10 protein-coding genes are annotated in these 10,498 nt (G+C 70.3%); 6 read left to right on the forward strand and 4 right to left on the reverse strand.

Annotation, left to right across the window (positions count from 1 at the left end):
• The first annotated feature begins 318 nt into the window (after positions 1 to 318).
• The 3 genes from ACZ303_RS17075 (at position 319) to ACZ303_RS17085 (ending at position 3,352) form a co-directional block, all read left to right on the forward strand.
• Positions 319 to 1,854 carry an amino acid permease gene (locus tag ACZ303_RS17075; RefSeq protein WP_467339613.1) on the forward strand — a complete coding sequence of 512 codons (1,536 nt, stop codon included), beginning with the start codon at positions 319 to 321 and terminating at the stop codon, positions 1,852 to 1,854.
• Between the two features lie 19 nt (positions 1,855 to 1,873).
• On the forward strand, positions 1,874 to 2,323 hold the full coding sequence (locus ACZ303_RS17080; protein WP_215083385.1) for an Lrp/AsnC family transcriptional regulator: 450 nt from the start codon (positions 1,874 to 1,876) through the stop codon (positions 2,321 to 2,323).
• Between the two features lie 63 nt (positions 2,324 to 2,386).
• The gene (locus ACZ303_RS17085; RefSeq protein WP_467339616.1) at positions 2,387 to 3,352 is read left to right on the forward strand and encodes a LysR family transcriptional regulator; all 966 of its coding nucleotides are present in this window, start codon (positions 2,387 to 2,389) and stop codon (positions 3,350 to 3,352) included.
• Here ACZ303_RS17085 and ACZ303_RS17090 read toward each other — a convergent pair.
• The gene (locus ACZ303_RS17090; protein ID WP_467339618.1) at positions 3,321 to 3,863 is read right to left on the reverse strand and encodes a hypothetical protein; all 543 of its coding nucleotides are present in this window, start codon (positions 3,861 to 3,863) and stop codon (positions 3,321 to 3,323) included. The two genes, ACZ303_RS17085 and ACZ303_RS17090, sit on opposite strands and share 32 nt — an antisense overlap.
• A 361-nt stretch (positions 3,864 to 4,224) precedes the next feature.
• Between ACZ303_RS17090 and ACZ303_RS17095 the strand changes: the two genes are divergently transcribed.
• Positions 4,225 to 5,037 (forward strand): carbon-nitrogen hydrolase family protein, encoded by an 813-nt coding sequence (locus ACZ303_RS17095; RefSeq protein ID WP_467339620.1) that lies wholly within the window; start codon positions 4,225 to 4,227, stop codon positions 5,035 to 5,037.
• Positions 5,038 to 5,113: 76 nt separating this feature from the next.
• Positions 5,114 to 6,814: a flavin monoamine oxidase family protein gene (locus ACZ303_RS17100; protein WP_467339621.1), complete on the forward strand. Its 1,701-nt coding sequence runs from the start codon at positions 5,114 to 5,116 to the stop codon at positions 6,812 to 6,814.
• A gap of 53 nt (positions 6,815 to 6,867) precedes the next feature.
• Here the strand turns inward: ACZ303_RS17100 and ACZ303_RS17105 are convergent, their stop codons facing one another.
• A complete protein-coding gene (locus ACZ303_RS17105; protein WP_467339623.1) occupies positions 6,868 to 7,560 on the reverse strand; it encodes a DUF5995 family protein in 693 nt (230 codons plus the stop codon).
• A gap of 205 nt (positions 7,561 to 7,765) precedes the next feature.
• Here ACZ303_RS17105 and ACZ303_RS17110 point away from each other — a divergent pair, with 205 nt between their 5' ends.
• Positions 7,766 to 9,154, forward strand: a complete 1,389-nt coding sequence (locus tag ACZ303_RS17110; protein WP_467339625.1) for a uracil-xanthine permease family protein — start codon at positions 7,766 to 7,768, stop codon at positions 9,152 to 9,154.
• Positions 9,155 to 9,422: 268 nt separating this feature from the next.
• On the opposite strand, the gene ACZ303_RS17115 is transcribed toward ACZ303_RS17110, so the two are convergent.
• Both ACZ303_RS17115 and ACZ303_RS17120 read right to left on the reverse strand, forming a co-directional pair.
• On the reverse strand, positions 9,423 to 9,905 hold the full coding sequence (locus tag ACZ303_RS17115; RefSeq protein WP_467339627.1) for an SMI1/KNR4 family protein: 483 nt from the start codon (positions 9,903 to 9,905) through the stop codon (positions 9,423 to 9,425).
• A partial coding sequence (locus ACZ303_RS17120) for an HNH endonuclease (RefSeq protein ID WP_467339629.1) occupies positions 9,905 to 10,498 on the reverse strand: 594 nt, incomplete at its 5' end. The genes ACZ303_RS17115 and ACZ303_RS17120, both read right to left, overlap by 1 nt.

Below are 10,498 nucleotides of genomic sequence, written 5' to 3' on the forward strand. Positions count from 1 at the left end.
CCCGGGCCTGCCGCGAACGGCCGCGGAGACCCCCCTGAACGCCGACATGTACCGATTCATGATGCGACGTGCAACGATCGCCCGTTCCGGCCCCCCACGCGCAATGATCAAACGGGCATACGCAAGAATGGTGCATTACGAGCGCACGCACCCACCTCGTAGGGTCTGCGCTGTACGTGGAGTGGCGGATACCGCTTGCTCGCGGTCCCCCTTCATCCATGGGTCAGCTCTGCCCTGCCGGCGCGCACCCTCGGGCGGCCGTCGAGTCTGCCGGGCCCCTCCCCGCCCTCGACAGGCAGCGACCGAATGGAGCCCCCAGTGTTGGACCAGGGCACAGCGCCCCCCGCCGCAGGCGACGAGAAGTCGTCCCCGCGTCCGGCCCTCGGCTTCGCCGCCGCCCTCATGCGGCGCAAGCCCGTGGAGCGGCTGGTCGCCGAGGGCGGCCAGGGCGAGGGTGGCTCGCTGCGCCGCTCGCTCGGCATGTGGCAGCTGACGATGATCAGCATCGGCGCCACCCTCGGCACCGGCATCTTCGTGGTGCTCGGCGGCGCGGTGCCGAAGGCCGGTCCGGCCGTGATCATCTCGTTCGTCATCGCCGGCATCACCGCGCTCTTCTCGGCCCTGTCCTACGCCGAGCTCGCCGGCAGCATCCCGGTCTCCGGATCCTCGTACTCCTACGCCTACGCGACCCTCGGCGAGATCGTCGCCTGGGTCTGCGGCTGGTGCCTGATCCTGGAGTACGGCGTCTCCGTCGCGGCGGTCGCCGTCGGCTGGGGCCAATACCTCAACGAGCTGCTGGACGGCACGATCGGCGTCACCATCCCCGGCTGGCTGGCCAACCCGCCCGGCACCGACGGTGGCCTCTTCAACCTGCCCGCGCTGCTCGTCGTCCTGCTGTGCATGGCCTTCCTGCTCGGCGGGGCCAAGGAGAGCGCCCGCGCCAACACCATCATGGTCGGCGTGAAGATCGTGGCCCTGCTGCTCTTCTGCGCCGTCGCCTTCACCGGCATCCGCGCCGGCAACTACGCGCCGTTCATGCCGCTGGGCCTCGGCGGCGTCAGCGCCGCGGGCGCCAGCCTCTTCTTCTCCTACATCGGCTTCGACGCCGCCTCCACGGCGGGCGAGGAGGCCAAGGACCCGAAGAAGGACCTGCCGCGGGCGATCATGCTCTCGCTGCTCATCGTCACCGCGCTCTACGTCCTGGTCGCCGCGGTCGCCGTCGGCGCCATGCCGTGGGGCGACTTCGAGGGCTCCGAGGCCGCCCTCGCCGGGATCATGAAGGACGTCACCGGCCAGAGCTTCTGGGCCGTCCTCCTCGCCGCCGGCGCCGTCATCGCCATCGCCAGCGTCGTCCTGACCGTCCTCTACGGCCAGACCCGCATCCTCTTCGCGATGTCCCGCGACGGACTCGTACCCAAGACGTTCGCCAAGGTCCACGAGAAGACCGGCGTGCCGCGCGCCAACACGGTGATCGTCTCGCTGTTCTGCGGCATCCTCGCCGCCGCCGTGCCCCTGGGCGAGCTCGCCGACGCCACCAGCATCGGCACGCTCTTCGCCTTCGCGCTGGTCAACATCGCCGTCATCGTGCTGTTCTTCACCCGTCCCGACATGAAGCGCACCTTCCGGGCGCCGCTGTCGGGCGTACGGATCCCGCTCGGCTCCCGCCGGGTGCCGCTCGCACCGATCTTCCCGGCCATCGGCTTCGGCCTGTGCGTCTACATGATGATCAGCCTGCCCGGCAGCACCTGGATGTACTTCGGCGGCTGGATGGCCGTGGGACTTGTGATCTACTTCATGTACGGGAAGAGCCGCTCGCGGCTCGCCCAGGAAGCACAGGTACCCCTAGAGAAGTGATCCACCCGCAGTGCGACAGATGAACGATCTCGACCAGCGCATCGTGCATGCCCTCGCCGAGGACGCCCGCCGCTCCTACGCCGACATCGGCACCGAGGTCGGCCTGTCCGCGCCGGCCGTCAAGCGCCGCGTGGACAGACTGCGGGCCGAGGGCGCCATCACCGGGTTCACCGTCCGGGTGGACCCGGCGGCGCTCGGCTGGGAGACCGAGGGGTTCATCGAGATGTACTGCCGCCGGAACACCTCCCCGGAGGCCATCCACCGCGGCCTGTCGCGCTATCCGGAGGTGGCGTCCGCCTCGACCGTCACCGGCGAGGCGGACGCCATCGTCCAGGTCTTCGCCTCCGACATGCGCCACTTCGAGCGGGTGCTGGAGCGCATCGCGGGGGAGCCGTTCGTCGAGCGCACCAAGTCCGTGCTGGTGCTCTCCCCGCTGCTGCGCCGCTTCAGCTCCGGCGCGCCTTCCTGACGGTCACCGCCGTCCGGGCCGAGACGCCCGCGTGGCGCCGGACGCGCCCGCGATACTGACGCCATGCCGACAGCCCCTGGTGAGATCCCCGAGCGCCGGGACGCCCCGAGCCGCCTCGACCTGAATCTGATCGTCGCCCTCGACGCGCTGCTCGCCGAGGAGAGCGTCACCGCTGCCGCCGACCGGCTCGGCCTCTCCGGCCCCGCCATGAGCCGCACCCTCGGCCGCATCCGCCGCGCCCTCGGGGACCCCGTGCTCGTACGCGCCGGACGCCACATGGTCCCCACCCCACGCGCGCTGGCCATGCGCGCCGACGTGCGTCGCGTCCTCGACGACGCGCGGGCCCTCTTCGCCGCCGGGGCGCCCGTCGACCCCGCCACCCTGCACCGCTCCTTCACCCTCAGCGCCCACGACAGCCATGTGCTGGCCTACGGCGCCGCCCTGCTCGGCCGGGCCGGCCGGGAGGCGCCCGGCGTCACCCTGCGCTTCCTCGCCGAGGGCCCCGCCCAGGCGGCGCCGCTGCGCGACGGCACCATCGACCTGGAGCTCGGCGTCATCGACCGCGACGAACCGGAGATCCGCTTCGAGCCGCTGCTGGAGGACCGCGTGGTCGGCGTCGCCCGCCCCGGGCACCCCCTCCTCGACGGCCCCCTCACCCCCCGCCGCTACGCCGCCGCGCGCCACGTCGTCGACTCCCGGCGCGGCCGGCTGTCCGGCCCCGTCGACGAGGCGCTCGCCGCCCGCGGTCTGCGCCGGCGCGTCATCGCCACGGTCCCGACCTCCGCCGCCGCCCTCTACGTCCTGAGCGGCACCGACGCCGTCGGGCTCGTCTCCGAGCGGATCGGCGCCCCCGCCGCGGCCGCCCTCGGCCTGCGCACCTTCGAGATACCCCTGGACCTGCCGCCGCTGTCCATCCGCATGGCGTGGCACCCGCGCCACGAGGCCGACAGCGGCCACCGATGGCTGCGCGAGCTCGTACGGGACGTCGTCCGCGCGGCTACGGGAGCGGCTCCCACGGAGCCACGGTGAAGTCGCCCGACTCCAGCTTCTCCAGCGGCGCGGAGCTCACGCACTTGGGCAGGTCCTTGGTCGCGCGGGGGTCGTTCGTCGGAACCCAGCTGTAGCCCAGGCGGTCGCCCCGCTTGCCGTGGTCGTTCACGGTGAAGCCGACCCGCATGCCCTTGAGGCCGTCGAGGTCCGTCTCGGTGACGATGCCGGTGGTCACCGCGGACTTGCCGCCCGAGATCAGGCAGTCGATCCGGCCCTCCGCGAAGACGTGCTTGCCGTTCGGGTAGACATGGCTGAGGCGGAACGTGCCCTGCGCCTTGTCGAGCATCCCGTGGGCGTCGAAGGTGAAGTGAACCTTGTCCCCGGCGGGCCGGTACATCTTGGCCGAACCGGTGAGGCTCGGCTCCTTCGGGCGCTCGGCGCCACCGTTGTCGGAGGCGAGGGCCATCCCGGTGGCCGAGGCGGCCAGCAGGACGGCACCGCCGACCGCGGCGAGACGGGTCCGGGTGGGCGAGAGGCGGAGACGGGACATGGCGGCAGCCCTTTCGGTGCGCTGAGCGGAGACCGGGCGGAGCCGGCCGGGCCGTTCTCCGGCCTGCCACCACCTTCCCGCCCGGAGCCCTCCGCGCTCGTCGGGCCACAGACCGATCATGCTCCGCCGCGCGGCGGAACCGGCCGCGACCCCCTCCGACCGGAGGGGGAGACGCCCCCGCGCCCCCGGGCCCACGTGCCCCGCGCAACGAATCGAGCCATCCGGCCCCAAAGGCGCAACGAATCGCCCGCTGATGCGCAACGGACGCGCCTTGTCGGGGTGAGTTACCGGCCCGTACCGTCAAGTCGTCTTCCAAACGAACGCCCGCTCGACAGTGAGCTCGACAGGTGAAAGAGGCAGCATGACGCCGCTGCGTATCGCGCTGTACCAGGGCCCCGCCGGCGTCCCCTCCTCCACCGCCGACAGCCTGGCCTCGCTCGACGCCGCCGCCCGCCGGGCCGCCGCCGCGGGCGCCCGGCTGCTGCTGACCAACGAGCTCTACCTCACCGGCTACGCCCTCGGCCCGGCGGTCCGCGACCTCGCCGAGCCCGCCGACGGCCCCGGTGCCGAGGCCGTCGCCCGCATCGCCGCCACCTACGGCCTGGCCGTCGGCTACGGCTACCCCGAGCGCGGCACGGACGGTGAGAGCGACGCGATCTTCAATTCGCTCCGGCTCATCGGTCCGGACGGCGCGAGCCTGGCGAACTACCGCAAGACCCACCTCTTCGGTGCGTACGAGACCACGTACTTCCGCCCCGGCTCCGACCCCGTCGTCCAGACCGACCTCGACGGCGTCCGCCTCGGCCTGCTGATCTGCTACGACATCGAGTTCCCCGAGCCCGTACGCGCCCACGCCCTGGCCGGCACCGAGCTGCTGCTCGCGCCCACCGCGCTGATGCGCCCGTACGAGATCGTCCCGCAGACGATCATCCCGGCCCGGGCGTGGGAGAGCCAGCTCTACATCGCGTACGCCAACCGCTGCGGCGCCGAGGGCGACTTCGCCTTCGCCGGCCTCAGCTGCCTCGCCGCCCCCGACGGGACCGTGCGGGCCCGCGCGGGCGCCGGCGAGGACCTGATCGTCGCCGACGTCGACCCGGCGCTGCTGAAGGCGTCCCGCGCCGAGAACACCTATCTGAGCGACCGGCGACCGGAGCTGTACACCTCGCTCATCTGACCCCCCACCGCCGAGGCGCAGCCCCCCGCGGCCTCGCTCAGAGCCGTCACCCCCTTCCCGCAGGAGAGTTCAGCCGATGACGTCCATGGTGCCCAACGCCGCCCACGACGAGCAGTCGGAGCCGGCCCTGCCGCCGATCACGATGTTCGGCCCGGACTTCCCCTTCCCGTACGACGACTTCCTGGCCCACCCGGCCGGCCTCGGCCAGATACCGGCGACCGAGCACGGCACCGAGGTCGCGGTCATCGGCGGCGGCCTGTCGGGCATCATCGCCGCCTACGAGCTGATGAAGATGGGCCTCAAGCCCGTCGTCTACGAGGCCGACAAGATCGGCGGCCGGCTGCGGACCGTCGGCTTCGAGGGCTGCGACCCCTCGCTCACCGCCGAGATGGGCGCGATGCGCTTCCCCCCGAGCTCCACGGCGCTGCAGTACTACATCGACCTGGTGGGCCTGGAGACCAAGCCGTTCCCCAACCCGCTGGCCCCGGACACCCCCTCGACCGTCGTCGACCTCAAGGGCGAGTCGCACTACGCGAAGACCATCGACGACCTGCCCGCGGTCTACCGCGAGGTCGCGGACGCGTGGAACGCCTGCCTGGAGGAGGGCGCCGACTTCTCCGACATGAACCGCGCCCTGCGCGAGCGCGATGTGCCGCGCATCCGCGAGATCTGGGCGAAGCTCGTCGAGAAGCTCGACAACCAGACCTTCTACGGCTTCCTGTGCGAGTCGACCGCCTTCAAGTCCTTCCGCCACCGCGAGATCTTCGGCCAGGTCGGCTTCGGCACCGGCGGCTGGGACACCGACTTCCCCAACTCCATCCTGGAGATCCTGCGCGTCGTCTACACCGAGGCGGACGACCACCACCGCGGCATCGTCGGCGGCAGCCAGCAGCTCCCGCTGCGGCTGTGGGAGCGCGAGCCCGGCAAGCTCGTCCACTGGGCGCCGGGCACCTCGCTGTCCTCGCTGCACGGCGGCGACCCGCGCCCGGCCGTGACCCGGCTGCACCGCACGGCGGGCAACGGCATCACGGTCACCGACGCGACCGGCGACATCCGTACGTACAAGGCGGCGATCTTCACCGCGCAGTCGTGGATGCTGCTGTCGAAGATCGAGTGCGACGACTCGCTCTTCCCCATCGACCACTGGACGGCGATGGAGCGCACCCACTACATGGAGTCGTCCAAGCTGTTCGTCCCCGTCGACCGGCCGTTCTGGCTGGACAAGGACGAGGAGACCGGCCGTGACGTCATGTCGATGACGCTCACCGACCGGATGACCCGCGGTACGTACCTCCTGGACGACGGTCCGGACAAGCCGGCTGTCATCTGCCTCTCGTACACCTGGTGCGACGACAGCCTCAAGTGGCTGCCGCTGTCGGCGAACGAGCGCATGGAGGTCATGCTCAAGTCGCTCGGCGAGATCTACCCCAAGGTCGACATCCGGCGCCACATCATCGGCAACCCGGTCACGGTCTCCTGGGAGAACGAGCCCTACTTCATGGGCGCGTTCAAGGCGAACCTGCCCGGCCACTACCGCTACCAGCGGCGCCTGTTCACCCACTTCATGCAGGACCGGCTGCCGGAGGACAAGCGCGGCCTGTTCCTCGCGGGCGACGACATCTCCTGGACGGCGGGCTGGGCCGAGGGCGCCGTGCAGACCGCCCTCAACGCGGTGTGGGGCGTGATGAACCAGTTCGGCGGTGCCACGGACGGCACCAACCCCGGCCCGGGCGATGTCTACGACGAGATCGCGCCGGTGGAACTGCCGGAGGACTGAGGACCCCGAGGCCCCCGGAAACCTCTGGAAACCCCTGGAGACCTCCAGGGGCCTCACCCCAGCGGCGTCAGCAGACACCGCCCCACCAGCCCCACTCCGGAGTCCATCCGGTAGGTGAGCTCGTCCGTCACGTCCGACAGCCCGCGCACCGCCCACAGCGCCCGGAACGACGCCCACGCCGCGCCGCGCGCCGCGTCCAGGCTCCAGGAGCCCACCAGGTGGGTCAGCGGATCGGCGACGTCCAGCAGATCCGGGCCGGGCATCAGCTCCTCCCGGATCCGCTCCTCCATGGCCGCGAGCAGCTCGCCGATCCGGTCGAAGTCGCCCTGCAGCGCCGCCGGTTCGACATCCCGGGCCCGGCAGGTGTCGGCGAGCGCGAGGGCGAGGTCGTGCCCGATGTGCGCGTTGATCCCCGCCAGCGCGAACTGCAGCGGCTGCACGGCCGGATGGCCCCGCAACTGGAACAGCGGCCGCCAGCACGCGGGCGGCCGGCGCCCCACGGCGGCCCGGTCGACAGCGGCCAGATACCGCCCGGCGAACCGTACGTCCAGCTCGGTCGCCACGCGCCCGTCCTCGAACCCGCCGGCCGCCACCTGCCGGCCGATCTCCCGCGTGACCGTCAGATAGACCCGGTTGAACACCGCCACCCCGTCCCGCGGCGGCAACGCCTCGTCCAGCCTCCGCATCCGCGCCACGACGTCCTCGATGCCGGCCGGTGCGGCGGGTAGCGCCCATGTCATCGTCATACACACAGAGTGACATGTGTGTACGCAGCGTAGGGGATCGGGTGCGGCAGATGACCGGAACGGATGAACGGGCGGGGGTTGGCGCGACTGATGCCGGGCGCGGGGCCCGCCCCGGCCGCCGGCCCGGTTTGGTGCTTCCGAAGCCATCGACTATGAATCGCCTTGGCCTCTGCGACGCGCGGGGCCCTGCGAACGGAGAATGAACATGGCGGGCTTCGGATGGAAGCTGCATGGCGATGGCAAGCATCTGAGGCCCGGCGAGGTCGTCAAGCCCGGCGAACGGCTGTCGTGGGGACGCACCGTCGGGCTCGGTGCCCAGCACGTCGTCTCGATGATCGGCGCGTGCTTCGTCGCCCCGATCCTCATGGGGCTGGACCCCAACCTGGCGCTGATGGCATCGGGCGTGGCGACGGTCCTGTTCCTGGTGATGACGCGCGGGCGCGTCCCCAGCTACCTCGGCTCCTCGCTCTCCTTCGTCGGTGTGTCGGCGGTCATCGGGAGCCAGGGCGGGGACGCCGGCACCCTGACCGGCGCCATGCTCGTGGTGGGTGCCGCGCTGGCGGCCTGCGGAGTGGTCATCCAGGCCATGGGGGCCCGGGTGATCCACGCCGTCCTGCCGCCGGTGGTCACCGGCGCGGTCGTCATGCTGATCGGCTTCAACCTGGCCCCGGTCACCGCGAAGACCTACTGGCCGCAGGACCAGTGGGCCGCCCTCGCCACGATGCTCTTCACGGGGCTCGCGCTGGTGGTGCTGCGGGGCTTCTGGTCCCGCATCGCGATCTTCCTCGGCCTCGTCTTCGGCTACGCGCTGTCCTGGATCCTCGACCGGACCGCCGGGAAGATCCACTCGGCCGACGGCTCCGGCAAGGTGACGGACCACTGGCGCATCGACTTCTCGGGCGTCGCCAAGGCGGACTGGATCGGCACGCCGACCTTCCACGCGCCGAACTTCTCGCTCTCGGCGATCCTCGTCGCGCTCCCGGTGCTGGTGGCCCTCATCGCCGAGAACGCCGGTCACGTCAAGGCCGTCGGTGAGATGACCGGGGACCCGCTCGACGACAAGATGGGCGTCGCCATCATCGCGGACGGCAGCGCGACCATGCTCTCGACCGCGGTGGGCGGCCCCGCCACCACGACGTACGCGGAGAACATCGGCGTGATGGCCGCGACGCGCGTCTACTCCACGGCCGCGTACTGGGCCGCCGCCGGCTTCGCGCTGCTCTTCGGTCTCTGCCCGAAGTTCGGCGCCGTCGTCGCCGCCATCCCCGGCGGGGTCCTCGGGGGCATCACCGTCATCCTCTACGGCATGATCGGCCTGTTGGGCGCCCAGATCTGGGTACGGAACAAGGTCGACTTCGCACAGCCCCTCAACCTGGTGCCGGCCGCCGCGGGCGTCGTCATCGGCATCGGCGACGTCTCCCTGAAGATCAGCGACAACTTCGAACTGAGCGGCATCGCCCTGGGCACCCTCATCGTGCTCACCGGCTACCACGCGTTGCGCTGGCTCTCCGCGGCAGCGAGCCGCCGCGAGCCTTCGCTGCTGGATGGGGGGACTACGGGGTACGACGAGGCGGGGCGGGAGTCGTCGTCTTGACCTCGGCGTCGTGGAGCTGGCCCGGTACGGGGCCTACTCACTCCAAGGATGACCTGGCCCCCGGACTTCGGTCAGCCCGGACTGGCGCGGCTGGACGGGCGCGATTCTGGCGTGCGTTCCATCTCCAGCACTAGGCCATCGCCTCACTCCTCCACTGACATTGGCGCCACATGCCGAAGGGCCCCTCCGCAATGCTGTTGCGTAGGGGCTCTCCTGTTATGGGGGACTGCAGAAATAGGGTCGCTAGTCCTCGGCGCGTACACCCAGTCTAATCAAGTGAACCGCAAGGAATGAGCCGAGAAAGGAACTCGTCAAACGACTTGGCCACCTGTCGGGGGATACGGTCTTCATCGATGTATGCGACTGCTGGTTCACCGCCCGGCCCGCACTGGGAGTAGTCGAGCATTACAGTATCGTGGCCGGCGGAAGGCGTGTCGCAAATCACTACGCCGATTTCCGGATACTGCCATTCTGATACCAAGTAGGAACTTCCTCCGTCGGCCGAGGAGTCGATTCCCCAGGCTCCGCCGATTCCCCTAATCCCGCTGATCTCGAAATGGTCGTCAGCCCAAGACGTTGGGAATGCTGTGGGATAGCAGCGATATCGCGGGGTTCCTCCGTTCCGCAGGAGCAACACTTCGATATAGCTGCGGGGCAAGCGCACACCGAGATCCTCCTCGGCCTGACGGATCATGTCGCCGTCGAGCGGAGGCCCGGTGTAATAGTCGCTGTCTTCAAATAGCTCCGGCATCAAAAACCTCCGGTATGCCCGGTGTCGGCGTGAACTCGCCTCTGGATGAGCTGCATACGACCAGAGTCTTGATGATGATGCCACGTGTAGCCGGGTGGGGTCGAAGGCAGCCCTGCCGCTTGATTGGCCAGTCTGAAGTCCTTCGATCGACTACCAGTGAGCTGAATCCGAACGTCTGGCACTTGCGGGTGACGCCATGCCGAGAAGTCGGGGAACCCATCGGTATCGAACGGGACGTTCGTTTTCGGATGGACACCTCCGGCGAGTTTCCCGTTCCGTACCTTCGGGACCCCACCATTGGCGCAATCGCATGTGGATGGATGCCCTGTGACATTTCCACCGCAATTGTGAACCAGAATCGGGGTACCCCCCGCCAGCACATGGTACGTGTGGACGCCGCTGACGGTCAGGTCGTGGGTGCGTTGCTGTTTGACGAAGTGACGCGTCGCCTTGACCTCGACCGTCTCCCCGCTCGACGTGCGCAGGTGAGCGCCCGCCCGGAGGTCGCCCGCGTCGACCCATCGCTTTTCGTCGGTCTCCCAGAACGGATGCGTGTCGGTGGCGATGATGCTCGCCGCGCCCCGGTCCGTCTC

Source organism: Streptomyces sp. NPDC023527 (assembly GCF_055560115.1).

Bases quoted from the DNA above. Each gene is read 5' to 3' on its own strand.
- ACZ303_RS17080 (WP_215083385.1), top strand. From the start codon at position 1,874: ATGAACGATCTCGACCAGCGCATCGTGCATGCCCTCGCCGAGGACGCC.
- ACZ303_RS17085 (WP_467339616.1), top strand. From the start codon at position 2,387: ATGCCGACAGCCCCTGGTGAGATCCCCGAGCGCCGGGACGCCCCGAGC.
- ACZ303_RS17090 (WP_467339618.1), bottom strand. From the start codon at position 3,863: ATGTCCCGTCTCCGCCTCTCGCCCACCCGGACCCGTCTCGCCGCGGTC.
- ACZ303_RS17095 (WP_467339620.1), top strand. From the start codon at position 4,225: ATGACGCCGCTGCGTATCGCGCTGTACCAGGGCCCCGCCGGCGTCCCC.
- ACZ303_RS17100 (WP_467339621.1), top strand. From the start codon at position 5,114: ATGACGTCCATGGTGCCCAACGCCGCCCACGACGAGCAGTCGGAGCCG.
- ACZ303_RS17105 (WP_467339623.1), bottom strand. From the start codon at position 7,560: ATGACGATGACATGGGCGCTACCCGCCGCACCGGCCGGCATCGAGGAC.
- ACZ303_RS17110 (WP_467339625.1), top strand. From the start codon at position 7,766: ATGGCGGGCTTCGGATGGAAGCTGCATGGCGATGGCAAGCATCTGAGG.
- ACZ303_RS17115 (WP_467339627.1), bottom strand. From the start codon at position 9,905: ATGCCGGAGCTATTTGAAGACAGCGACTATTACACCGGGCCTCCGCTC.